Source organism: Mesorhizobium sp. M1428 (genome assembly GCF_040317515.1).
Lineage (GTDB): Bacteria > Pseudomonadota > Alphaproteobacteria > Rhizobiales > Rhizobiaceae > Mesorhizobium.
Genome location: NZ_JAMYKT010000001.1, coordinates 309,594 through 333,504, shown reverse-complemented (window position 1 = coordinate 333,504; position 23,911 = coordinate 309,594). Strand labels below are relative to the sequence as shown.

The following is a 23,911-nucleotide window of genomic DNA, read 5'->3' as shown; positions in this document are numbered from 1 at the left end:
CGCGATGCACATCCTCACCACCACATCCGCCTCGCTCGACGATCTCGCCGAGCCTGTCGATCTCAGGCAAACGCCTGCGGATGTCGTGGCGCTGTCCTTCACCGACAGCGACCTGGCCGGGCTGGCGACGGCGTGGAAGGCAGATGCGCACCACCTGCCATCGATGCGGCTCGCCGCCTTGCGCGACCTGCGCCATCCGATGTCCGTCGATCTCTGGATTGACAGCGTCGCCCGCCACGCCAAGGTCATTCTGGTCCGCATCCTCGGCGGCTATGACTGGTGGCGCTATGGCTGCGATCAGCTCGCCGTTATCGCGCGAAATCGCGGTATCAAGCTCGCGCTCCTACCAGGCGAGAGCCACGACGAGGACTTGCGACTGATCGAAGGCTCGACGCTGCCGCGCGAGGAGTTGGACAGCTTGCTCGACTATTTCCGCGAAGGCGGTCCGGCAAATATGGCGGCGCTGGTGCAGAGGTTGGCAAGTCTCGCTGGATCGGGTGTGGCGGTCGCTGAACCGGTCAGCGTGCCAAAGGCGGGATTTTACGAGCCGGGACTGGGGGTCGTAGAACGCGGCGTCCCCCTCCCCCTTGAGGGGAGGGTCCGGCCGCAGGCCGGGGGTGGGGTCCTCTCCGAAGCGCGCCAACACTTTGAAGCGCACCAACAGGAAACGTCGAGCACTGCCGCGACGACCCCACCCGGCCCTTCGGGCCACCCTCCCCTCGAGGGGGAGGGGGACGTCGTGCCAATTCTGTTCTACCGCTCGATGCTGCTCGCCGCCGATGTCGCGCCGATCGACGCGCTTTTCGAAGCCCTGCGCCAACGCGGCATCACCCCCGTCCCCATCTTCGTCTCCAGCCTGAAGGACCCAACATCCCTCGCCTTTGTCGAAACTGCGCTTGCAACCCTGAAGCCTGCCGCCATCATCACCACCACTGCTTTCGCCTCCGGGGCCGAGCCTGGCATCGAAACCCTCTTCGACCGCGCCGGCGTACCGGTGTTCCAGGTCATCGTCGCGACCACCCGCCGCGACATCTGGCAACGTAACCAGCGCGGCCTGGCGCCCGCCGACCTTGCCATGCATGTCGTCCTGCCCGAGCTCGACGGCCGCATCCTGGCCGGCGCCATTTCCTTCAAGGATGAAAGCGAAACCGATCCCGCATTGGCCTTTCGCGCCTTCGCCAACCGGCCTGAGCCCGCCCGCGTGGCGCAAGTGGCGAACCGTGTCGAGGCCTTCGTGCGCCTGCAGCGGACGCCCCGCGCGGAACGCAAGCTGGCCATCCTGATCCCCGACTATCCGAGCGCCCCCGGTCGCACCGGCTACGCAGTCGGCCTCGACGTCCCGTCCAGCGTGCTGGCAATGCTGCATGACCTGAGGGAACAGGGCTACGCCGTTGAGGGGATTCCGCAAACGCCGCGCGAGTTGCTGGAGAGGTTAGAGCGCGGTGATAACGGGTTGACCTTGCACGATTACATCGCATTTTCGGCAGAATTGCCGACGGCGGCAATTGCTGCGGTGGAGGCGGCATGGGGTAAGGCGGAAGATGAGACAGGTTCGCGCGAGGCACCCCCCTCTGTCCTGGCGGGGGGCTGTGGGCCGGGCGGGGGGGGGGGGTGGAGCGCCGCCGGCCCGCCAATAGGCGGGGCCGCGCCCCCCCCCGGCCGCCCCCCCCCCCCCCCCCCCGCGGCCCCCCGCTACTTGGCCCCCCCCAAATAGGGGGGTGTTCAAGCGCCTGCCGCCGCAAAATTCGCCTTCCGCGCAGCCACCTTCGGCAACGTCACCGTGACACTCGCGCCTGACCGCGGGCGCTCAGTTGACCGCCGCGCCGACTATCACGACCCGACGCTGCCGCCGCGGCATGCGCTGGTTGCCTTTGGCCTCTGGCTGCGCAAGTCGCTCGGCATCCATGCAATTGTCCATGTCGGCGCCCACGGCACGCTGGAATGGCTGCCCGGCAAGACCGTCGCGCTCAGCGAAAACTGCTTTCCCGAAATCGTCACCGGCGCCCTGCCCGTCATTTATCCGTTCATCGTCTCCAACCCCGGCGAGGCAGCACAAGCCAAGCGGCGCATTGCCGCCGTCACGCTTGGCCATCTGCCGCCACCGCTGACCGGCGCCGGGCTGGACGAAAACCAGCACAGGCTTGAACGACTGGTCGACGAATATGCCCAAGCCGACGGGCTCGACCGCCGCCGCCGCGACCGCCTGGCCAAGCTGATCGTCGAAACCGCGCAAAAGACCGGGCTCGCCTTTGAGGCGGGCGTCGCCAGGACCGACGCAGCCGACGAGGCTTTGCGCCGCATCGACGCCTGGCTCTGCGATCTCAAGGATTTCGCCATCAAGGACGGCCTGCACATTTACGGTCGCTCGCCGGAAGGTGAAACCGATCCGTTGCGCCGGCAAAGCGCGGCAGCTGAAAAGGCCGCACTGCTTGCGGCTCTCGACGGCCGTCACGTCGCCGCCGGTCCGGCCGGTGCACCAGCGCGGGGCCGGCGCGATGTGCTGCCAACCGGCCGCAATTTGTTTACCGCCGACCCGCGCACCATGCCGACGCCGACCGCCTATGATCTGGGCAAGGTGGCAGCGGAAGAAGTCGTCCGCGCCTACATGCAATCGCATGGCGACTGGCCGCGCTCGCTGGTTATCGACCTCTGGGGCTCGGCCTCGCTGCGCACCGGCGGCGAGGAGATCGCGCAAGGCCTGGCGCTGATGGGCTGCCGGCCGCAATGGGATTCCGCCACCGGCCGCATCACCGGCATCGAGGTGCTGCCGCCGGCAACGCTCGGCCGTCCGCGCGTCGACGTCACCTGGCGCATATCAGGCCTGTTCCGCGACATGTTCCCGACCCAGATCGCGCTGATCGATGCCGCGGCCAACGCGGTCGCCGCCCGCGAAGAGGACGATTCGGAAAACCCGCTCGCGGCGAGAACCCGTGAAGACGGCAAGATCAGCCCGCGCATTTTCGGCACCTCACCGGGCACTTACGGCGCCGGCGTCGAGGATTTGTTGTCGAGCGGCGACTGGGCCGCGCGCGAAGAGATCGGCCGCACCTATCTCGCCGCCACCTCGCACGCCTATGGCGGCTCCGAGGGCGAAGGTGTCTCGGCGCCCGGCGCTTTTGAGGGCCGCATCGCTGAGGCCGACCTTCTGGTTCATACCGGCGACGACCCCGGCCGCGACATCCTCGAAGGCTCGGCCGACGTCGCCTTCATCGGCGGCTTTTCGGCAGCACTTGCCGCGCTCGGCAAAAACGCCGATGTCATCGTGCTCGACACCACGGACCCGCAAAAGCCGAAGCCGCGCTCGGTTGGCGACGCCGTATCCCGGGTAGTTCGCGCCCGCGCGGTCAACCCGCGCTTCATTGCCGGCCAGATGCGGCACGGGCCGCGCGGTGCTTCGGAATTCGCCGAGACGGTCGACCGGCTTGTCGGCTTTGCCGAAACTACCCATGCCATATCGGGCACGCTGATCGAGGCCGTGCACGACGCCTATCTTGGCGACCCCTTGGTCCGCGCCTTCATCCTGCGCGAGAACCCGGCAGCGGCGAAGGTGATTGCCGAGCGTTTCCTCTCGGCCCGGCGGCGCGGGCTCTGGCACCCCCTGCGCAATTCGATCGATGACGATCTCGCCGCACTGATTGCCGAAGCCCAGGCGCTTGGAGTGGCGGCATGAACGCCTTCTCCCGACGCGGCGCCTGCCCTGCTTTGTCCGCGCCGATGCAGACCGGCGACGGGCTGCTGGTGCGGCTCAATCCGGTCGCTGGAGGATTGTCGCCAAAGTCGTTGATCGGACTCGGCGAATCCGCCCTGCGGCATGGCAACGGCATCATGGAAGTGACCGCGCGTGGCAGCCTGCAGATACGCGGCCTGACGGCGGAGAGCGCGCGGCTGCTGGCGATGGAGGTCGATGCGCTCGGCATCGCGGTGCGCACCGGCGTGCCGGTCGAGACCGGCCCGCTGGCCGGGCTGGATCCCCAGGAGATCGCCGACCCGCGTCCGCTGGCTGAGCGTATTCGTGCTGCGATTGGAGAAGCCGGGCTGGCGCAGCGCCTCGGTCCGAAGGTTTCGGTGGTTGTCGATGGCGGCGGGCAGTTGGCCATGCATGCGGTGACGGCCGATGTGAGGCTGGCTGCGATGCGGACCGGTGCGCGAACGCAGTGGCAGGTGGCTGTCACTGACGACGGTCAGACTGCGATGCTACTCGTTATGGCCGAGCAAGATGCGGCTTGTGACATCGCCATCGCCATTCTCAGGATGATTGCCGAAAAGGGCCGCGATGCTCATGCGCGGGATTTGACGGAGAGGCAGCTGAGATCTCTGGCAAGCTGGCGTTCCTTCGCACCCCCCTCTGTCCTGCCGGACATCTCCCCCGCAAGGGGGGAGATTGCGCCCTCATCTCGGTTTTCGTCAATTTCTGCCGAGGAAGAGCTGGCGGTGAAGTTGCCGATCTCCCCCCTTGCGGGGGAGATGTCCGGCAGGACAGAGGGGGGTGTGCAGGATCGCCTGCCCCTTAAACTGTCCGAGTCAACGCCTTCGCCGATTGGCCTCTTCCCTCTCAACGGCAGCGCAATCGCCCTCGGCATCGGCCTCCCTTTCGGCAGTATGCCAGCGCAAAAGCTCATCGGCCTGACGCAATACGCCCTCACCCTCGGCGTCACCGAAATCCGCCTGGCGCCAGGTCGCGCGCTGCTTTTGCTTGGCCTCTCCCAAGCCGCATGTCTTTCACTCCAGAAAACCGCCGCAACCGTCGGCTTTGTCACCGACGCAGCTGATCCGCGCACCAGGATCGCCGCCTGCCCCGGCGCACCCGCCTGCGCCTCCGGCCGGATCGCCACCCGCGACATCGCCGAGATCATCGCTACAGAAAACCGCGACCTCCTCGATTCCTCGCTCACATTGCACATCTCCGGCTGTGCCAAGGGCTGCGCCCGTCCCGGCCCGGCGGCGCTGACCCTGGTCGGCGGCGAAAACGGAGCCGGACTTGTCGTGGACGGGACGGCAAAGGCATTGCCCGCCGGATACAGGCCGGGCTACGACGCTGCGCACGGCATCGGCCGCATTGCAGCGGCGATCCGCAGCGCACGACATCCCGGCGAAACTGCTGCTGCTTGCCTCGCAAGGCTCGGCGCGGCCGGCATCACCGAAATCTACCGACAGGAATGAGCATGCCCGCCCAGAACGCCTACGACTACATCCATGATGGCACGGCGATCTACGAGCGCTCCTTCGCCATTATCCGCGCCGAGGCCGACCTGTCGCGCTTTTCCGAAGCCGAGGCCGACGTCGCTATCCGCATGATCCACGCCTGCGGCCAGGTCGAGGCTGCGCGGCATTTCGTTTTCTCGCGCGATTTCATTGCCGCTGCGCGCACGGCGCTGGGCGCCGGCGCGCCGATCTTCTGCGACGCGCAGATGGTCTCGCATGGCGTCACGCGCGCCCGGCTTCCGGCCGGCAACGAGGTGATCTGTACGCTGCGCGATCCGCGGACCGCCGACATCGCGAAAAAGATCGGCAACACCCGCTCGGCCGCGGCGATCGACCTGTGGGGCGAGCGCGTGGCCGGTTCGGTCGTCGCCATCGGCAATGCGCCGACAGCCCTTTTCTATTTGCTGGAAAAGCTGCGCGACGGCGCGCCAAGGCCGGCGGCGATCATCGGCATGCCGGTCGGGTTTGTCGGTGCCGCCGAATCGAAGGATGCGCTGGCCGAAAATTCCTATGGCGTGCCTTACGCCATCGTGCGCGGTCGGCTGGGCGGCAGCGCCATGACCGCCGCCGCACTCAACGCTTTGGCGAGGCCGGGCCTATGAATGCGATCGCAAAAGGTCGGCTGGTCGGCGTCGGCACCGGTCCTGGCGACCCGGAACTTTTGACGCTGAAGGCAGTGCGTGCTCTGGCCGAGGCCGATGTTGTTGCGCATTTCGCTAAGCGCGGCAACAACAGCAACGCCCGGGCCATCGTCGAAACCCATTTTCGCCCCGATTTGATTGAACTGCCGCTGCTCTATCCAGTGACGACCGAAATCGACAAGGATCACAGCGATTACCGCTCGCAGATAACCAATTTCTATGAGCAATCGGCCGAAAAGCTTGCCGAGCACCTCAGCGCCGGCAGGATGGTCGCGGTACTCTCGGAGGGCGACCCGCTTTTCTACGGCTCCTATATGCATCTGCATGTCAGGCTGGCGCACCGCTTTCCGACCGAGGTCATTCCCGGCGTTACCGCCATGTCCGGCTGCTGGTCGGCGACCGGCCTGCCGATCGTCCAGGGCGACGATGTGCTGACGGTGCTGCCGGGCACCATGAGCGAATTCGAGCTGACGCGCCGCCTTGCCGACACCGATGCCGCGGTGATCATGAAAGTCGGGCGCAACCTGCCCAAGATCAGGCGTGCGCTGGAGGCAACCGACAAGCTGGCGCGGGCAATCTATGTCGAGCGCGGCACCATGCCGGGCGGTGTCTCGATGCGGCTTGCCGACAAAAAAGACGACCAGGCGCCCTATTTCGCCATCGTGCTGGTGGCCGGCTGGTCGGGCCGGCCAAATGCATTGAGAGCCGAAGCATGAGCGGCCGCCTGACCGTCATCGGCCTCGGGCCAGGCAATGCCGACCAGGTGACGCCGGAAGCCAGCCGCGCCGTTGCCGAGGCGAAATTCTTCTACGGCTACCAGCCTTATCTTGACCGGCTCGACCTGCGCGCGGACCAGACCCGCATCGCCTCCGACAATCGCGAGGAACTCGCCCGCTCCAGGGACGCGCTGATGAAGGCTGCGGAGGGCCACGATGTCGCCGTCGTGTCGGGCGGCGATCCCGGCGTCTTCGCCATGGCGGCGGCTGTCTGCGAGGCGATCGAGGCTGGCCCGCCCGAATGGCGCGCGGTCGACATCGCTATCGTGCCTGGCATCACCGCCATGCTCGCCGTCGCCGCCCGCATTGGCGCGCCGCTCGGCCATGATTTCTGCGCCATCTCGCTGTCCGACAATCTGAAGCCGTGGGACCTGATCGAGCTGCGCCTGCTGGCGGCAGCCGGCGCCGGCTTCGTCATCGCGCTCTATAACCCGATCAGCAAGGCGCGCCCATGGCAGCTAGGCCGCGCCTTCGAATGCCTTGCTGCGATCCTGCCCGGCACCACGCCGGTGATCTTCGGCCGTGCCGCCGGCCGTCCCGACGAGCGCATCGAGGTTTGTCTACTGGCCGACGCCGATGCCGCGAAGGCCGACATGGCGACCTGCATCATCATCGGCTCGCCGGAAACCAGGATCATCAAGCGGGGTGACAAGGCCGCCCTGGTCTACACGCCGCGTTCGGCAGCGGGCCCAAGAACATGACCGACCAGAAAATGATCGACCATCGCGGCAAGTGCATCGACGGTCTCGGCCGACGCGACGTCCGGCAGCGCCGGCCTGCGGATCATGACCACCTCGATTCCCAGCGCTCGCGCTGCCGCGATCTTGCCGTAGGTCGCCTCGCCGCCGCTGTTTTTGGAAACAACGACATCGATGTGGCGTTGCAGAAGCAGTGCATGTTCGTCGACTTCCCGGAATGGCCCGCGCGCCAAGAGATAGGTCGCGTCGGGCACAGCGAGCCTGGGCTCGACCGGGTCGACACTGCGGATGAGATAATGATGCTGGGGAGCTGCCTCGAAGGCAGCGACCTCCTGCCGCCCGAGCGCCAGGAACACGCAGCGCGGCACCGATCCCAGAGCCGTCACCGCGCTGGCAACACTATCGACCAACATCCAGTGATCACCCTCGACCGCCTCCCATCCGGGGCGCCTGAGCGCAACGATAGGCACGCCGGTCATGCGCGCTGCTTCCGCCGCATTGGCGGAGATTTGCGCCGCATAGGGATGCGTGGCGTCGATCAGCAGGTCGATCTGGTTCTGGCGGAGATACCCCGCCAGCCCGCCGGCACCGCCGAAGCCCCCGGCCCGTACCGGCACCCCTTGCGCGGCCGGGCTTTCGGTGCGGCCGGCCAGCGACAGCATGACCGAAATATCCGCGCGCGCGGCCACCTTTCCGGCCAGTTGCCGGGCTTCGGTGGTTCCGCCGAGGATCAGAATGCGGTGGGTCATCATGCCTGCTGAAGGTCCGCGCGTCGCCGTGCTCACTCCAAAATGGCTCACGATCATCGGCATCGGCGAGGACGGTGTAGCGGGTCTCGGCGACGAGGCCAAGCGGTTGATCGCGGAGGCCGAATTCGTCTTCGGCGGCAAGCGCCACCTTGCCCTCGTCGCGTCGCTCGCCAAAGGTGAAGCGTGCACCTGGCCGACGCCTTTCGATGCCGAGCTGCGCGACGTGCTGGCGCTCTCCGGCAGGCGCGTCTGCGTGCTGGCCTCTGGCGATCCCTTCCACCACGGAGTCGGCGTCACCCTCGCCCGCAAGGTCGCGGCGGAGGATATGCGGGTGATCCCCGCGCCCTCGGCCTTCTCGCTGGCCGCCTCACGCCTTGGCTGGGCGCTGCAGGACGTCGAGACCATTTCGCTGCATGGTCGCTCGCTCGACCTGATCCGGCCGTTGCTGCATCCTTGCACCCGCATTCTCGCGCTGACCTCGGACAGCGATGCGCCGGGAGCGATTGCCAGTCTGTTGACAGAGCTCGGCTTCGGCGCCTCGCGGCTGACGGTTCTGGAGGCGCTTGGCGGCCCGAACGAAAGGCTGCGCTCGGCGAGCGCCGGCACCTTCGACCTCGCAAAGATCAATCCGCTCAACGTGCTCGCGATCGAAGTTGATTCGACTCTGCAAGCACGCATCCTGCCGCTGACAGCGGGACTTGCCGATCATTTGTTCGAGCATGACGGCCAGATCACCAAGCGCGAAGTACGCGCCGTCACCCTGTCCGCTCTCGCGCCAAGGCGCGGCGAACTGCTATGGGACATCGGCGCCGGCTCCGGCTCCATCGGCATCGAATGGATGCTGGCGCATCCGTCGATGCGCGCCATCGCCGTCGAAGCCGATCCGGCCCGCGCCGCGCGCATCCGACGCAACGCCGGGGCCTGCGGCGTTCCCGGTCTCACCGTCGTCGAAGGTTCGGCACCGCAAGCGCTTGCCGGCCTGGAAACGCCGACGGCGATTTTTATCGGCGGCGGCGGCGGCGATGCCGGCGTGCTGGAAAGAGCCCTCGGTGCCTTACCTGCCGGCGGCCGCCTCGTCGCCAACGCGGTGACGCTGGAGATGGAGGCGCTGTTGCTTTCCCGTCACGCTGCGCTCGGCGGTGAACTCAACCGCATCGCTGTATCCCGTGCTTCGCGGGTCGGTTCGATGCAGGCCTGGCGGCCAGCTATGCCGGTTACCCAATGGAGCTGGGTCAAACCATGATGGTCGCGGGCATCGGCAGCCGCAAAGGCGTCAGCGCAACGGACGTGCTTGCCGCGGTAGAAACCGCGCTGGAGGCGCACGGGCTTGCCTTGCCCGCGCTTTCGGCCCTCGCGACCGCGTCTCTCAAGCAGGATGAAGCGGCAATCTTCGCCGCCGGACGCGAACTCCGCCTTCCGGTAATCGTTGTCGAGCAGGACGAACTCAAAGCTGCATCTACGACCAGCCACTCCGACCTATCGCAGGAGCACGCCGGCACCCCGTCGGTTTCCGAAGCCTCGGCGCTTGCCGCCGCCGGCAAAGGCGCAAAACTGCTCGGGCCGCGCACCGTGCTCGGTGCTGTCACCTGCGCCATCGCCATCAGCGGAGATGCGCCATGACCGTCCATTTCATCGGCGCCGGTCCGGGTGCCGCCGACCTGATCACCTTGCGCGGCAGCCGCCTGCTCGGCAGTTGTCCCGTCTGCCTCTATGCGGGATCGATCGTTGCGCCGGAGCTGTTGCAGCACTGCGCGCCCGGAACGAGGTTGATCGACACCGCACCGATGTCGCTCGACGAGATCGAGGCAGAATATCTGGCCGCCCACGCGGCCGGCCATGACGTCGCCCGCCTGCATTCCGGCGATCTTTCGGTCTGGAGCGCCGTTGCCGAGCAGATCCGCCGGTTGGAAAAGCACGGCATCCCTTACACGCTGACGCCTGGAGTGCCGTCTTTCGCCGCTGCGGCGGCAGCGCTGCGCCGCGAGCTGACCATTCCAGAAGTCGCGCAAAGCCTGGTGCTGACCCGCATCTCCGGCCGCGCCTCGAAAATGCCTCCCGGCGAAACCCTGGCCGGCTTCGGCCGCACCGGCGCCACGCTCGCCATCCACCTCGCCATCCATGCCGTCGACCGCGTCGTCGCCGAGCTGACGCCGCATTACGGCGCCGACTGCCCGGTCGCGGTCGTTTTCCGCGCCTCCTGGCCGGACGAGCGCGTGCTGACCGGCACGCTGGCGACAATTGAAGTGCAATTGGCCGCCGATCCGATGGAGCGCACGGCAATCATCTTCGTCGGCCGCTCGCTGGCGGCGGAAGGCTTTGGCGAAAGTTCACTGTATGACGCGCACTACCAGCGGCGCTTTCGCGGACGGGACGGATTGTGAGCGGCAGCAATAGAAACACTACGGTCGAGCAGGCGCTCACCCGGCTGAACTTCAAGCCGCGCCAGCTTGAGCCCGGGCATGTCTGGCTGGCCGGCGCCGGTCCTGGCGATCCCGGCTGCCTGACGCTGGAAGTGCTGGCCGCCCTCGGACAGTGCGACGCGCTGGTCTATGACGCGCTGGTCTCGCCGGAAGTCGTCGCCGTCGCCGAGGGCGCGCAACTGTTCTATGCCGGCAAGCGCGGTGGCAAGCCCTCGATGAAGCAGGACGACATCACCGCCTTGCTGGTCCGGCTGGCGCGCGCGGGCCGGCGCGTCGTCAGGCTGAAGGGCGGCGACCCCTATATTTTCGGGCGTGGCGGCGAAGAGGCGCTGGCGCTGGCCGGGGAAACTATCCCGTTCCGCATCCTGCCCGGCCTGACGTCCGGCCTCAGCGCGCTGGCCGCGACCGGCATTCCCGGCACCATGCGCGGCATCAACAAGGCGCTGATCCTGGCGACCGGCCATGCCGCCGGCACCGATGACGATCTCGACTGGGCGGCCATCGCCCGTACCGGCCAGCCGGTGGTCATCTATATGGGTATGGCCAACCTGTCGCTGATCGCCGCTTCGCTGCTCGAGGGCGGCCTGCCATCTTCGACACCCGCCGCGGTCATCGTTGCCGCGACGACGCCGCAGGAGCGTATCGTCGTCGCCACGCTCGCCACAATTGCCGAGGAAGCGGCGGCAGCCGGCTTGACCTCGCCGGCGTTGATCGTCGTCGGCGGCATCGTCGGGATGCGCGCGGCACTGGCGGGTGAGCCATGACCCGCGCCATCATCATCGGCGCGCCGCGCTCGGGCTCGGGCAAGACCAGCGTCACCATCGGCATCTTGCGCGCGCTCGCCCGGCGCGGGCTGAAAGTGCGCGGTGCCAAATCCGGCCCGGACTATATCGATCCCGGCTTTCACACCGCCGCCACTGGCCTGTCCGGCATCAATCTCGACAGCTGGGCAATGCCACCCGCCCTGCTCAACGCACTGGCCGGCGAAGCGACCGAAGATGCCGATTTTATCTTGCTCGAAAGCGCCATGGGCCTGTTCGACGGGATTCCGGCTGCTCCAGGTCGTTCCGGTTCGGCTGCCGATCTCGCCCGGCTCTACGGCCTGCCAGTGCTGCTTGTACTCGATGTCTCCGGCCAGTCGACCACGGCAGCGGCCGTCGCCAAGGGTTTTGCCACCTATGACCCGGATGTACGCATGGCGGGGGTCGTGCTCAACCGGCTGGGCAGCGAGCGCCACCGCCGGCTATGCGGCGATGCCATCGAAGCACTCGGCTTGCCTGTCGTCGGCGCCATCCTGCGCGATCCCTCGCTCAACCTGCCCGAGCGCCATCTCGGCCTCGTCCAGGCCGGCGAATATGAGAATCTGATGGCGCATCTCGACCGGCTGGCCGACATGGTCGAGCGCTCGCTCGACCTCGACGCGATTATGGCGCTGGCGGCGCCATTCACGCCGGCGCCGGGCAATTTCGGCGACGCGCTGCCGCCGCCCGGCCAGCGCATTGCACTCGCCGAGGACGCCGCCTTCACCTTCCTCTATCCGCATGTCGCCATGCATTGGCGCAAGGCCGGCGCCGAGATCGTTCCGTTCTCGCCGCTCGCCGATGAGGCGCCTGGCGACAATTGCGATGTCTGCTGGCTGCCCGGCGGCTATCCCGAGCTTCATGCAGGCCGCCTCGCGGCCGCGGCGAATTTCAGGGCCGGCATGGCGCGGTTCGCCGCCACGCGGTCGGTGCATGGTGAGTGCGGTGGCTTTATGGTGCTCGGCGAGGCACTCGAGGACGCGTCGGGCGAGACGCATCGGATGCTTGGCCTCCTCGGCCATTCGACCAGCTTCGCCAAGCGCAAGATGAATCTCGGCTACCGCGAGGCGCGGCTGCGGTCCGGCTGTCCGCTCGGCGGCCAAGGCACCCTGATCCGCGGCCATGAATTCCACTACGCGCAGATGATTGCGACCGGCAATGACGAGCCGCTGGCCGATCTCGCCGACGGACAAGGCAATCCGCTCGGCGCCTCTGGCTACCGGCGCGAAAATGTCAGCGGCACCTTCTTCCATGCCATTGCGAGGGGCGAGAGCATGATCCCGAAAAGTGGTAGCCGGTTTTCGGAATAGATCATGCTCAAACTCCAGATCCCCTCGCAACAGCAAATTCTCGATGATATCGCGCTTTGCCTCGTCTTCTTCACCCGGCTGCCGCTGCCGAGAGCCGACTTCCGTGGCCGCAGCCTTGCCGCTGCGATCTGGGCAGCACCCGTTGCCGGTCTCGCCGTCGCTCTGGCCGGTGCGCTGGTCTACGCCGTCGGCACAGGGCTCGGCCTTGCCGCTGGCCCTGCTGCAGCGTTGACCCTTGCCGCAATCTTGCTTGCCACCGGCTGCCTGCATGAGGACGGGCTTTCGGACGTCGCCGACGGCTTTGGCGGCGGAAAGACGCGCGACAGGAAACTGGAGATCATGCGCGACAGCCGCATCGGTGCCTACGGTGCCTGCGCGCTCGGCATCTCGCTGCTGATCCGCTGGAGCGTGCTCTCTGGATTCGCCGGCCCGGCTCATGTCCTCTGGGCCCTCATTGCCGCACAAGCGGCTTCGCGCGGCCTGCCCGGCGCCTTCATGCACCTGCTGCCGCCGGCTCGCAGCGACGGCCTCTCGGTTGATGCAGGCGCAGTCACGGCCGAAACCGCCGGTATCGGTGCCGTACTCGGTGCGATCGCGCTGCTGGCGCTTGGGTTCGGCGCCGCCGTTTTCGCCCTCATCCTGCTTGCGATTTTGTTTGCCGCCTTCCGCACGCTTTGCCTCAACCAGATCGGCGGCCAGACCGGCGACACCGTCGGTGCCCTTCAGCAGCTGGGCGAGATCGCGATCCTGCTCGTCGCTTCCGTTTCCCTTTCTTGACTCTGTTTCGGAGATTTTGCCCCCATGCCTTTCAAATCACTCGATGAACTGCGCGCCGCCTGCCTCGACCTGCCCAGTGGCAGCGACGCCGCGGCCATTGCCGTCGCCCGCCGCCAGGACACGCTGACCAAGCCGCAAGGCAGCCTCGGCCGGCTGGAGGCAACAGCCGCCTGGCTGGCGCGCTGGCAGGGCCGCGACATGCCAAAGCTCGACCGCGTCAAGGTCTTCGTCTTCGCCGGCAACCACGGCGTCACCGCGCAAGGCGTGTCGGCCTTCCCCTCGGAGGTCACCGTGCAGATGGTGGCGAATTTCGCCGGCGGCGGCGCTGCCATCAACCAGCTTGCCCGCATCGCCGGCGCGGAGCTGGACGTCATCCCGCTCGACCTCGACCGTCCGACCGGCGACTTCACGCAAGAGCCGGCGATGGACGACGAGGCCTTCCTCACCGCCGTCTCGGCAGGCTACGACGCGATCAGCAGGGATCTCGACCTAGTCTGTTTCGGCGAAATGGGTATCGGGAACACCACGCCGGCGGCAGCCATCTCGACCGCGCTGTTCGGCGGCGGCGCGGAAAGATGGACTGGGCGCGGCACCGGCGTCGACGACGCCGGCCTCGTGCGCAAGATCGTCGCCATCGAGGCCGGCCTGAAGCGCCACGCCCCGGCGCTGGCCGATCCCCTGAAGATAGCGGCAGCCCTCGGTGGGCGCGAGCTCGCCGCAATACTTGGCGCGACGCTGGCCGCGCGCCATCTCGGCGTGCCGGTGCTGCTCGACGGCTTCGTCTGCACCGCCGCCGCGGCACCCTTGGCCGGGCTGCATCCCGCCGGCCTTGCCCACACCATGGCCGCTCACGTCTCGGCCGAGTCCGGCCACCGCCGCCTGTTGGAGGCGCTCGGCCTGCCGCCGCTGCTCGATCTCGGCATGCGGCTCGGCGAAGGCTCCGGCGCCTGCCTCGCGGTCAACATCGTCCGCTCGGCATTGGAGTGCCATGCCCGCATGGCAAGCTTTGCGGAGGCGGGGGTTTCGGAGAAGTAAGCGCTCGCAAAGTTCGGGCTGCGTCGATGAACCAACCTTCACAAATTTTCGGAGACCCCAAACAGGGGCTTCGCGATATTCTTGCTCGGATTATCGGAGATTTCGACAGCAAGAGCGGAGCTTTTGCCGGGCTGAAATACAATTCGCCGTGGATAGTGGCCACGGAGGATTGGGCAGAGCGATCAGGCCATACGGTCGAAGAGCTGTGCGAGATGATTTCTCGATGGCGGATTTCAGTCCGCTCTGGGAATCCGACGAATCCGCGAATCGTCCAGATTTTTGAAGATCTTCGCAATGCCGCAGAAGAATGGCGAGCAGAAACCGGCTATTACGATCCGCCAACCCATCTAACTCCAGAAATGACGAAATTCCCTAATCGCAAAGAACTGAAAGCCCATACCCTGAAGGCATGGAGTTCTTTGGGATTGGCGAGGCAATGGCATAACTACAATGCCAGGGACCTTGGTTTCTGCGGAATTTTTGAGGACAGATTTGGTCACAATGTTACAGTCAGAATGACCTTCAAGCTTGGATATGGTGGGGCGATTCAGCTGAATTTTCACTTTCCTTACTACGCAGACGATGAACCTACATTCTTTGAACTGGGCGGTCTCTCGGGCGAGGCGCTATTCCATGCACTTCGACTGCCCAGGCATCCTGAACTCGAATGGATCGCTGGCAAAAGCAAAACGAGTTTCGAAGCTGTCGATGGCGTCCTCGCCATAACGCGGGCGATCCTCAGCTATCTGCGGCCAACTATCCAATAAAGGCCGAATGAGTGCAGCCACCGGGTGGCAGCGAAACATCCCGCTTTCAGGGTCTTTTCCACCAAGTCTTTGAAGAATTTGGTGGGTGCGCACAGGATTGAACTGTGGACCCGCTGATTAAGAGTCAGCTGCTCTACCAACTGAGCTACGCACCCACTCGGCCGGAAAAACCGGCGTTGGCGGGCATATAGCCGCCGACATCCGCCATGTCCAGCCCCGTGGGATTCATTTCCCGACAAATCGCCGAAGTGCCGCGCCCGTCAAACAAAAAGCCTGCCTTCCGCCACCTTGACTGCATGGCCGCCGATGCGGGCGGCCGCCAGTTTGCCACCTTCGACATTCAGTTCGAGGCGAATGCGCGAAGGCCGGCCCATCTCCAGCCCCTGCTCGATCCACAGTTGTGAAACGCCGTCGGTCGGGCCGTCGAAATGCATGATCGCGCCGGCGAACGCGGCCGCCGCCGAGCCGGTCGCCGGGTCTTCGTAGGACGGATTGCCGGGCACCATCATGCGGACATGGAAGGCACTGTCGTGGTGCACCGTCTCGCGGCAATAGATGTAGGGGCTGGCGAAGGCCCATTCGCTTTTGCGCGGTGCCAGTTCCGACCACGCTTGGTTGTCCAGCCTGATCCGGGCAGCCGCCTCCAGGTTGGCGACGGGGATGGTCACGTAAGGCACTCCAGCCGACCAGAATGAAACGCGGTGGTTCTCGAAGCCGATCTCGTGCGGCCCAAGGCCAAGGGCCGCGCCGATCGCCTCGGGATCGGCCGACAATTCCAGCTGCGCCGGCAGTTTCGCCAGGTCGAACTCGGCAAAGGTCGAACCATCGTGCTTGCTGACAGCGCAGCGCACCGGGCCGATATTCTCCTCCAGCACGAAGATGCCGGCGGCCTCTCCCGCCATTTCGGCGAGCGCTATCGCGGCGCCGACGGTTGGGTGGCCGGCGAACGGCATTTCATAGTCGGGCGTGAAGATACGGATGCGGGCCCGGTGCTTCGGGTTGTCCGGCGGCAGCACGAAGACGGTTTCGGACAGGTTGAACTCGCGCGCCACCGCCTGCATCGCCGCAACGTCCAGCCCGTCACAGTCGAGCACCACGGCCAGCGGATTGCCGGCCAGCCGGTTGGTGGTGAATACGTCGTAAAGCAAGTAATTCCGCGGCTGCATCTCAGTAAGTCCTCTGCCTCATTCCCAACATGAGCGAAATTTAATTTGAATTTTGAATCATTAAGCCTGATTTGTGCACTGATGGGATATCACTGAACATAGGGGTCCGGCGTGGACCAGATTGTCAATCTGCCAAAGACGGAATCCGCTTCCGCCATCGAGACGGCGCTCGGGCTCGACCACCAGGGCCTGAAGACAAAACGCCGCCGCGGTTGGTTTTACGCAGTGTTCGCACTGCTTGCCGTCGCCGCGAGTGTCGTCGGCTACCAGTGCTATGCGGGCTCGCCCGCCAAGATCGAGTATACCACGACACTGGCCGCCATGGCCGACCTTACCGTCGCGGTTTCGGCTACCGGCACGCTGCAGCCCCTCACCCAGGTCGATATTTCCAGCGAACTCTCCGGCGTCGTCCGCTCGGTCTCGGTCAACGAGAACCAACTGGTGAAGAAGGGCGATGTGCTGGCCGCGCTCGACACTGCCAAGCTGGAGGTGCAGATCGAGCGCGCCCAGGCCTCGGCCAAGGCAGCGGCGGCGAGCGTCGAGGACGCCACCGTGACCCTGGCCGAAAACGAAAAGGCGCTGGTGCGCGCGGCGCAACTGACCAAGCGCGGCATGGCGACGGACCAGTCGCTCGAAGCGGCAACCGCCACGCGCGACCGCTCGAAGGCAGCGATCGATATCGCCAAAGCCAACCTCGCCATGGCCAATGCCGATCTCAAGGCGCAGCAGACGGATCTTGCCAAGAGCACCATCTACGCTCCGATCGACGGCATCATATTGACGCGCTCGGTCGATCCCGGCCAGACGGTCGCCTCGTCGCTGCAGGCGCCGGTGCTGTTCGTCATCGCCGCCGATCTGAAGAACATGGAGCTGAAGGCTGCAGTCGACGAGGCCGACATCGGCGCCGTCAAACCTGGCCAGCATGCGCGCTTCACCGTCGATGCCTTCCCTGAACGGCCATTCGACGCCGAGATCCGCGACATCTCCTATGCCTCGGTCACCACCGACGGCGTCGTCACTTACGATGCAAGGCTGGATGTCGACAATAGCGAGCTTCTGTTGCGGCCCGGCATGACTGCCACCGTCTCGGTCGTCACCAAGCAGGCCAAGAACGTGCTCACGGTGCCATCGATCGCCTTCCGCTACCGGCCGGCGCAGACGGCGGAGCGCGGCTGGAGCCTCACCGACCTGTTCACCGGCCGCATGGGACGCCCCGGCGGCAACCGCCAGCGCCAGGCGGCGACGAAGCCCACCGACGGCTCGCGCACGCTCTACGTGCTGGAGAATGGGCGGCCGCATCCGGTCAACGTCAGGGTCGGCTCGACAGATGGCGAACTGACCGAGATCGTCTCCGGCCTGGAGGAAGGCGCACAAGTCATTACCGCCTCGCAGCAGCGGAGCTGATCGTGGCATCGGGCGCGACCCTCATCGGCTTCGACAAGGTCTGGAAAAGCTATGGCCAGGGCGAAGCCCAAGTGCATGCGCTGGCCGGCGTCGACCTCGCCATCAGGCGCGGCGAATTCGTCGCCATCATGGGCCCGTCCGGTTCTGGCAAATCGACGGCCATGAACATCATTGGCTGCCTCGACACGCCGACCGCCGGGACCTACAGCTTCGAAGGCATCGACGCCGGCCGTCTCGACCGCAACCGCCGCGCTCAGCTGCGCAATCTCTATGTCGGCTTCGTCTTCCAGGGCTATAATCTCTTGCCGCGCACTACGGCCGCGGAGAATGTCGAACTGCCGCTGATCTATCGCGGCGTCGGTGCCCGCGAGCGTCGCGGCCTTGCCATGCAGGCACTTGCCGAGGTCGGCCTTGTCGGCCGCGAGCATCATACGCCGGCCGAGCTGTCCGGCGGCCAGCAGCAGCGCGTGGCGATCGCCCGCGCCATCGTCACCAGGCCGACGCTGCTCGTCGCGGACGAGCCGACCGGCAATCTCGACACCGCCCGCACGCACGAGATCATGGAGCTCCTGACGCAGCTGAACAGCGATCTCGGCCTGACCATCGCCATGGTCACGCACGAAGCCGATGTTGCCGGCTATGCGCAGCGCACGATCCGTTTCCTCGATGGCCATGTCGCCTCCGACACAGCCAATCTGGAGATGGCCTAGCCATGATCTGGGAAACCGTTCGCCTCTCGCTCCGCTCCATCCGCCGCAACGTGCTGCGCTCGTTCCTGACGCTGCTCGGCATCGTCATCGGCGTCGCCGCCGTCATCGCCATGCTGACCATCGGCTCGGGCACCACCGAGAAGGTCAAGTCCGATATTTCCAAGCTCGGCAGCAATCTGCTCGTCATCCGTTCCGGCCGCCCTGCCGGGCCCGGCGGCCCGGGAGGGCTCGATCAGGTGGTCCGAGCGCTGGGCGACAAGGATCTTGCAGCGCTTGCCGCGCATCTGGACGGCGCGCGCGCCATCTCGCCGGCCTCGCAAAAGCAGGTACGCGTCATTTTCGGCACCGAAAGCCTGACTTCGGGCGTCACCGGCACCGACAGCGCCTATCTCGATGCCCGCGACTGGAAGCTGGTTTCCGGCCGCCCGTTCAGCGATTCGGAAACCCGCTCGGGCACCGGCGTCTGCCTCATCGGCGAGACGGTGCGCCAGCAGTTCTTCGGTGCCGGCGATCCCGAAGGCGAGATCATCCGCGTCAATCGCACCTCCTGCAAGATCATCGGCTTGCTCGAACCGAAGGGCTATACCGGTTTCGGCCAGGACCAGGACAATGTCGTGCTGATGCCGCTCGCCGCCTATCAGCGTCGCATTGCCGGCAATCGCGACATCGAATCGATCTATGTCGCCGCCGACGACCGCACGCCAACCACGGTGCTGCAGACGCGCGTCGAGGACATCTTGCGCGACACGCGCCGCATCACGCCCGACCGTGACGATGATTTCTCGATCCGCGACATGACCCAAATCGCCGATGCCATGGCCAGCGCGACCACCACCATGACTGGCATGCTCGGTGCCGTGGCCGGCGTCAGCCTGCTCGTCGGCGGCATCGGCATCATGAACATCATGCTGGTGTCGGTAACCGAACGCACGCGCGAGATCGGCATCAGGCTCGCTATCGGCGCCCATGAAAAGCACATCCTCATCCAGTTCCTGGTCGAGGCGACGGTGCTGTCGCTGCTTGGCGGCGTCATCGGCATCCTGATCGGCCTGGCGCTGGCCGGCCTCGCCTCGGTGACGCTGACGATCCCGTTTGCGCCAAGCCCGGCGGTGATCCTTCTTGCGGTCGGCTTCTCCGCGCTGATCGGCATGGTGTTCGGCTTCTTCCCGGCGCTGCGCGGCGCACGGCTCAACCCGATTGACGCGCTGAGGCATGAGTGAGCAGGTTGCGGAAACGGCTGACCTAATCCTGGCCCCGCGCAAAGTGCCATTCGATCAGCGGTCTCATATGCGGCATCAACCCGTCCGGCAGGTCGGCTGCATTGCGGATGATCACCGGGCCTTCGATTTCTGGCTCTGCCTCGGTGGCGACGAAAGCGCTGATCCGCTGTGCCAGGTCGTCGGCGGAGGCCCTCTCGCGGTAGCGGCGAAAGATCACCGTGCCGCTTGTCGTCGACAGGGCGTAATGGCGCCTGCCGCGTGTCGCGCCCGACAGATCGAGGCCAGTCTCTTCGCGCACCTCGCGGATCATGTTGAAGTCGACGTCGACAAGGCCGTCGCGGAAATCGGTTGGCTCGAACGAACCGGCGGCGAAGTAGATGCGCCCGGCATTGACCGTATGCGGCGCCATTCGGATCGCCACCAGCGCATTGTCGCCGGCGACCAGCATGGCATGCGCATAGGCATGCTCGGCCCCGGCCACCTGCCGATTGCCGCGCCAAAGCATGAAGGTCGAATAACGCACCGCATGGCAGCGGCCGACGAGGCGATTGTCGCGATAGCTGAGCGCGGAAAGCAGCACCACGGTGCCGTCGAAAAGCGCCGGCCTGGCTGCGGTCTCACGCCGCCAGTTCACCGCGATCGCCTCGGCATTGTCGCGCTCGAACGGATGCGGGCCGGGATCGAGCCTGACATCGATGGCATCGACCGGCAGGATGACGTTGCGCGGCAGGTCGAAACTCACGCCGGTCTCACGCCATGTCGAGGGCAATTGCTACCGGGCAATGGTCGGATGCCTTCGGCCGGTCCCACCCGGCGCGTGGGAAGCGCTCGACCTCCTGGCCCGCCGGAAATATGGTCCGCCAGGGCTGGCCATTGCGGATGATATCGGGAACGGCGGTGGCGTTCTGCCTGGCTAGCGCCCTCGACAAAAGGATGTAGTCGAGCTGGCAGAGATGCCGCTCTTCCGGTCCGCGTGTGTGATAGAAAGTCCAGCGGTCCATTTCCGGCCGCCGCTCGACCGCGTTTTCGCAAAAACCGCCGGCAGTGAGCACGTCGATGCAGGACCGGGTCTCGTCGATGACCTCGAAGCGATAGCCGTCGACGGCATCGCCGGTAATCTTCACGCGCTGCCGGTAGTCGTTCATGTCGCCGCAGATTGCCCAGCGCTTGTCGGCGGCATGGTCCTTGCCGAAGCGCTCCTCGATGATCCGGCGCACCGCTTGCGCCTCGGCGATGCGCAGCGGCATTGTTGCTTCACGGCCGTCGAGGCCGTTGCGGGGAGAGCCCATCGATTTGAAATGCACGAGATAGAGCGTCAACGGCGCTCCAGCCACCGTCAGATCGATTTCCAGGCAGTCGCGCCGGAAGATGCGCTCATTGGCCTGATGTCCAAGTGCTGCCAATTCCGCCGTGTGCAGCCCGAATTGCTCGAACGTGACATAGGCGTAGCTGGTCATGCGCACGAATTCGATCGGCTGGCCCTGCGCGGTCTCGTTGCGCATCATCACGGCGACGTCGATGCCGCGCGAATCATTGCCGGCGGTGGTGTATTTCTGCCGGTAGCCTTGCCCCACCATCTTGAATAGATAGCCATATTCGAAGGCCCTCAGCGCCTCGATATTGTCGACCTCCTGCATGCAGATGATGTCGGCGCGGGTGGCCGCGATCGCCAGTGCCGTCAACTGCCGCGTGTCGTCAGACTGCGCGATCGCCCGCGCCTGCTCGAGCATCTTGTATTCGGCCTCGCTCTGGATGTCGAAAAGCGCCAGCGTGCGATCTTCGTTGAGCTGATTGCGGTATCCGGAATAATCAAACCTGTTCATCAGGTTTTCGACGTTGAAGGTGGCAAGGCGCAGCGACATGGCTTTGACCTTTGCCCGCAAGCGCGCCCGAAAACAAGGGTGCCGAAACCGGCTCTGATTGATCGCGCGCTCGCCATGGTTGACGGAACCTTTTTGTTCATCTTCCGTTCAGATGGAAAGTTCCATCAATAGGCCCTTCCCCGGGGTATTCTGGGCGTGGGGCCTGAATCTTCGGAGAGTGCGATGAAACCGCTCTTTTTATCTTCCGTCGGATCCGGGCTCATGGCCCTCGGTCTGATAGCCGGCCTCTCGGTCCCCTCGCTTGCCGGGCCGATGCCCAAACCCCTGCTGCCGGTGGCGGGCAATGCCGCCGACATCGTGCAAATTCGTGAAGATTGGGCAGGCGGCAACGACAGGCAGATCTGGCGATGGCGCAACCACGGCTTCCGGCAATGGCACGGCGGCGACGATTGGAGATGGCGGTCCCACAATTTCCGCGGCCGTCATTTCTCGAGACACTGGGACAATGGCGGCTGGGACGACAGCTGGCGTTGGCGCCACCATCGCCGCCATTACCGCGGCGGCTACTATGATGATAGTGCGGGTGCCGCGATTCTTGGCTTGGGCCTGGGGCTCGGCCTTGGCAGCCTGTACAACAACTACAACTACTACGACGCGCCGCCACCGCGCCGCTACTATCGCGCAGGGCGGCTTTCCAGTGCACATGTCCAATGGTGTTACAATCGCTACCGGTCGTACCGCGCCTGGGACAACACCTTCCAGCCCTATAATGGGCCGCGCCAGCAATGCTATTCGCCCTATAGCTGAGCAGGCCGACAACAAGCATCATTCGGCGCCGTGCTTCGCGGCGCCTTTTTCTTCCCGCCAGGAATCTCGAAAATCGCCAGTCTCACTGGTGATAACGTTATTTTTATCAGGCCGGTCTAATAGTCCTCCCGATCAGAACGCCGAGACGCGAAGATGGCTGGATTGCGTGCAATGGCCGAGGACGAACAGAGGGACAAACGCCGGCAGCGCGTCTTCAAGGGCGCGACGATCCTGACCAGCATGACCAACTCCGAGGTCACATGCACGCTGCGCAACATGCATGCCGGCGGCGCCGAATTGAAGGTCTCGATCGACGCGCGCGTGCCCGATGAGTTCCTGCTCTATGTTCCGACCGACGGAATTGCCTACAAGGCCGTGGTCCGCTGGCGCCGCGAGGATCGAATTGGGGTGATGTTCACCGGCACCGAACCAAAGCCCAGTTGGCACTACGGCTGAGATCCCGGCGTTACCCGGGTGGCAGGACTTGCAGTGTCTGCTCGTCAAACAGCGGCTCTTCCTGGCCGACGCGAACGAATAGAAGCTTTCGCAGGTCGGGTGATTGCACCTCGAAATACTGAATGCCGTCCGGGGCTTCGCCCCATTCGCCGCAAGGCGGTTCGCCGACCTCGTCAGGGTTGGCGACGGTCTTCAATTCCTCACGATAGGCGGCATCGGGACTGAAAACATACCGGAGGATGCGCGCGGGCGTCGCCCCTTCGGTGTAAGGCGTGAGCACGCAACGTGTGCTGATGGCTTTCTCGGTCTTCTGCGTAAAAACGCGCTGCAACGCAGCGTCGGCGGCCTCGCCCGGCAGTATATCGAAGACTTCGACGACGGGATCGGCTGGCCCGCCGTCGCTGTATTTGATGGCAAGAGCATTGCCGCCAAGCTCGAAATGAATCTGGCGAAAACCGAAATCGCACCGCTGCACCCAGGCAGCCAGCCCGACATCCTTGTCCGCCAGCCGTTCCCAGCTGCATTTGTCGATAGGGGGACGCGACGGCTTGCTTTGGTCGGCACGAGCCCCGGTGGCCATGGCCATAAGCACCGGCAGGGCGCAGACGTAGGCCGGCAGTCTCTTGCTATTCATCGCTGCAACCCGACAAGGTAAAGGCATCCCAGGCTGAACCATCGGGATTGGCATTGGCGAAATCGGGCCATTCGGTAAAAATCGCGCCGAAGTCAGGCAACAGCAACCCTGCCGGTGCCGGCGAGGCTTCGCGGGAGCTCAACTGCTCGGCACCGCCTGCATTGAACGCATAGACCTGCCCATCCCACACTCTGCACAGCCCGGTGCCGTCCTCGAGACCCGCCTCACGATCGTCGTCGGTGCAGGTGTGCCGGATCGTGCCCACAGGAAACGAGTACTTGCCATTGGTCCAGGTGATGTCCGACGGCAGACGAAGGTCGGTGTTGGGCACGATCAGCGAAAAGACCTCGGTCGTCAGCGCGGCCGGCTCGTTGTTGATTGGCCGGAACCGTATCGTCGCTCCCGAACCCGGCTCGCGATAGGTCGCATGGCTGAGCGAACATTCTGTTGCGTTCGCTGCTTGCAACAGGCTCAGCATGCCCAGAAAAATAGCTGCTGCTTTGCGGATGATCATTT

Annotated in this window: 23 protein-coding genes, 1 tRNA gene and 1 pseudogene; 18 read left to right on the top strand and 7 right to left on the bottom strand. The window is 65.4% G+C overall.

Going from position 1 to position 23,911, the window contains the following annotated elements:
• Positions 1–4 precede the first annotated feature (4 nt).
• The 5 genes and pseudogenes from NKG60_RS01620 (at position 5) to NKG60_RS01600 (ending at position 7,320) form a co-directional block, all read left to right on the top strand.
• Positions 5–3,670 (top strand): annotated as a pseudogene (locus tag NKG60_RS01620) (cobaltochelatase subunit CobN).
• Positions 3,667–5,160 (top strand): precorrin-3B synthase, encoded by a 1,494-nt coding sequence (cobG, locus tag NKG60_RS01615; protein WP_352973910.1) that lies wholly within the window; start codon positions 3,667–3,669, stop codon positions 5,158–5,160. Before NKG60_RS01620 ends, cobG begins: the two are co-directional and overlap by 4 nt.
• On the top strand, positions 5,157–5,804 hold the full coding sequence (locus NKG60_RS01610; RefSeq protein WP_502903423.1) for a precorrin-8X methylmutase: 648 nt from the start codon (positions 5,157–5,159) through the stop codon (positions 5,802–5,804). The genes cobG and NKG60_RS01610 overlap by 4 nt, the downstream gene beginning before the upstream one ends.
• Positions 5,801–6,559, top strand: a complete 759-nt coding sequence (locus NKG60_RS01605) for a precorrin-2 C(20)-methyltransferase (RefSeq protein ID WP_352666892.1) — start codon at positions 5,801–5,803, stop codon at positions 6,557–6,559. Before NKG60_RS01610 ends, NKG60_RS01605 begins: the two co-directional genes overlap by 4 nt.
• Positions 6,556–7,320, top strand: a complete 765-nt coding sequence (locus tag NKG60_RS01600; protein ID WP_352666895.1) for a precorrin-3B C(17)-methyltransferase — start codon at positions 6,556–6,558, stop codon at positions 7,318–7,320. The genes NKG60_RS01605 and NKG60_RS01600 overlap by 4 nt, the downstream gene beginning before the upstream one ends.
• Here the strand turns inward: NKG60_RS01600 and NKG60_RS01595 are convergent.
• Positions 7,284–8,066 (bottom strand): cobalt-precorrin-6A reductase, encoded by a 783-nt coding sequence (locus NKG60_RS01595; protein WP_352666898.1) that lies wholly within the window; start codon positions 8,064–8,066, stop codon positions 7,284–7,286. The genes NKG60_RS01600 and NKG60_RS01595 overlap by 37 nt on opposite strands.
• 1 nt (position 8,067) lies before the next feature.
• Between NKG60_RS01595 and cbiE the strand changes: the two genes are divergently transcribed.
• The 8 genes from cbiE to NKG60_RS01555 are packed head-to-tail and all read left to right on the top strand — an operon-like array spanning position 8,068 to position 15,175.
• On the top strand, positions 8,068–9,309 hold the full coding sequence (gene cbiE / locus NKG60_RS01590) for a precorrin-6y C5,15-methyltransferase (decarboxylating) subunit CbiE (RefSeq protein ID WP_352973907.1): 1,242 nt from the start codon (positions 8,068–8,070) through the stop codon (positions 9,307–9,309).
• On the top strand, positions 9,306–9,686 hold the full coding sequence (locus NKG60_RS01585; protein WP_352666903.1) for a cobalamin biosynthesis protein: 381 nt from the start codon (positions 9,306–9,308) through the stop codon (positions 9,684–9,686). The genes cbiE and NKG60_RS01585 overlap by 4 nt, the downstream gene beginning before the upstream one ends.
• A complete protein-coding gene (cobM, locus tag NKG60_RS01580; RefSeq protein ID WP_352666906.1) occupies positions 9,683–10,447 on the top strand; it encodes a precorrin-4 C(11)-methyltransferase in 765 nt (254 codons plus the stop codon). The genes NKG60_RS01585 and cobM overlap by 4 nt, the downstream gene beginning before the upstream one ends.
• Positions 10,444–11,250, top strand: a complete 807-nt coding sequence (gene cobA, locus NKG60_RS01575) for a uroporphyrinogen-III C-methyltransferase (protein WP_352666909.1) — start codon at positions 10,444–10,446, stop codon at positions 11,248–11,250. Before cobM ends, cobA begins: the two co-directional genes overlap by 4 nt.
• Positions 11,247–12,596, top strand: a complete 1,350-nt coding sequence (locus NKG60_RS01570) for a cobyrinic acid a,c-diamide synthase CobB (protein WP_352666912.1) — start codon at positions 11,247–11,249, stop codon at positions 12,594–12,596. The genes cobA and NKG60_RS01570 overlap by 4 nt, the downstream gene beginning before the upstream one ends.
• A gap of 3 nt (positions 12,597–12,599) precedes the next feature.
• Complete coding sequence (cobS, locus tag NKG60_RS01565; RefSeq protein ID WP_352666914.1) at positions 12,600–13,373, top strand: adenosylcobinamide-GDP ribazoletransferase; 774 nt, start codon at positions 12,600–12,602, stop codon at positions 13,371–13,373.
• Positions 13,374–13,397: 24 nt separating this feature from the next.
• Positions 13,398–14,408 (top strand): nicotinate-nucleotide--dimethylbenzimidazole phosphoribosyltransferase, encoded by a 1,011-nt coding sequence (cobT, locus tag NKG60_RS01560; protein ID WP_352666917.1) that lies wholly within the window; start codon positions 13,398–13,400, stop codon positions 14,406–14,408.
• 26 nt (positions 14,409–14,434) lie between these two features.
• A complete protein-coding gene (locus NKG60_RS01555; protein WP_352666920.1) occupies positions 14,435–15,175 on the top strand; it encodes a hypothetical protein in 741 nt (246 codons plus the stop codon).
• 79 nt (positions 15,176–15,254) lie between these two features.
• Here NKG60_RS01555 and NKG60_RS01550 read toward each other — a convergent pair.
• Together NKG60_RS01550 and NKG60_RS01545 are read right to left on the bottom strand one after the other, a co-directional pair.
• Positions 15,255–15,330, bottom strand: a tRNA-Lys gene (locus NKG60_RS01550).
• Between the two features lie 105 nt (positions 15,331–15,435).
• Positions 15,436–16,341, bottom strand: a complete 906-nt coding sequence (locus NKG60_RS01545; RefSeq protein WP_352666923.1) for a PhzF family phenazine biosynthesis protein — start codon at positions 16,339–16,341, stop codon at positions 15,436–15,438.
• Between the two features lie 111 nt (positions 16,342–16,452).
• On the opposite strand from NKG60_RS01545, the gene NKG60_RS01540 reads away from it, so the two are divergent.
• The 3 genes from NKG60_RS01540 to NKG60_RS01530 are packed head-to-tail and all read left to right on the top strand — an operon-like array spanning position 16,453 to position 19,675.
• Positions 16,453–17,745, top strand: coding sequence for an efflux RND transporter periplasmic adaptor subunit (locus NKG60_RS01540; RefSeq protein WP_352863840.1), 1,293 nt, complete (start codon positions 16,453–16,455; stop codon positions 17,743–17,745).
• Between the two features lie 2 nt (positions 17,746–17,747).
• Positions 17,748–18,455 (top strand): ABC transporter ATP-binding protein, encoded by a 708-nt coding sequence (locus NKG60_RS01535; RefSeq protein WP_352863838.1) that lies wholly within the window; start codon positions 17,748–17,750, stop codon positions 18,453–18,455.
• 2 nt (positions 18,456–18,457) lie between these two features.
• The gene (locus NKG60_RS01530; RefSeq protein ID WP_352863836.1) at positions 18,458–19,675 is read left to right on the top strand and encodes an ABC transporter permease; all 1,218 of its coding nucleotides are present in this window, start codon (positions 18,458–18,460) and stop codon (positions 19,673–19,675) included.
• Between the two features lie 22 nt (positions 19,676–19,697).
• On the opposite strand, the gene NKG60_RS01525 is transcribed toward NKG60_RS01530, so the two are convergent.
• Together NKG60_RS01525 and NKG60_RS01520 are read right to left on the bottom strand one after the other, a co-directional pair.
• Entirely contained in the window at positions 19,698–20,417 is a 720-nt protein-coding gene (locus NKG60_RS01525) for a hypothetical protein (RefSeq protein WP_352666933.1), read from the bottom strand.
• A gap of 7 nt (positions 20,418–20,424) precedes the next feature.
• Positions 20,425–21,537 carry an endonuclease/exonuclease/phosphatase family protein gene (locus NKG60_RS01520; RefSeq protein WP_023720773.1) on the bottom strand — a complete coding sequence of 371 codons (1,113 nt, stop codon included), beginning with the start codon at positions 21,535–21,537 and terminating at the stop codon, positions 20,425–20,427.
• Between the two features lie 183 nt (positions 21,538–21,720).
• On the opposite strand from NKG60_RS01520, the gene NKG60_RS01515 reads away from it, so the two are divergent.
• Together NKG60_RS01515 and NKG60_RS01510 are read left to right on the top strand one after the other, a co-directional pair.
• Positions 21,721–22,305, top strand: a complete 585-nt coding sequence (locus tag NKG60_RS01515) for a BA14K family protein (RefSeq protein WP_352973901.1) — start codon at positions 21,721–21,723, stop codon at positions 22,303–22,305.
• 171 nt (positions 22,306–22,476) lie between these two features.
• Entirely contained in the window at positions 22,477–22,761 is a 285-nt protein-coding gene (locus NKG60_RS01510) for a PilZ domain-containing protein (protein WP_352863881.1), read from the top strand.
• A 10-nt stretch (positions 22,762–22,771) separates the two neighbouring features.
• Here NKG60_RS01510 and NKG60_RS01505 read toward each other — a convergent pair whose 3' ends face one another.
• Positions 22,772–23,395, bottom strand: a complete 624-nt coding sequence (locus NKG60_RS01505; protein ID WP_352863832.1) for a hypothetical protein — start codon at positions 23,393–23,395, stop codon at positions 22,772–22,774.
• Positions 23,388–23,909: a hypothetical protein gene (locus NKG60_RS01500; protein WP_352863830.1), complete on the bottom strand. Its 522-nt coding sequence runs from the start codon at positions 23,907–23,909 to the stop codon at positions 23,388–23,390. Before NKG60_RS01500 ends, NKG60_RS01505 begins: the two co-directional genes overlap by 8 nt.
• Between the last annotated feature and the right edge of the window lie 2 nt (positions 23,910–23,911).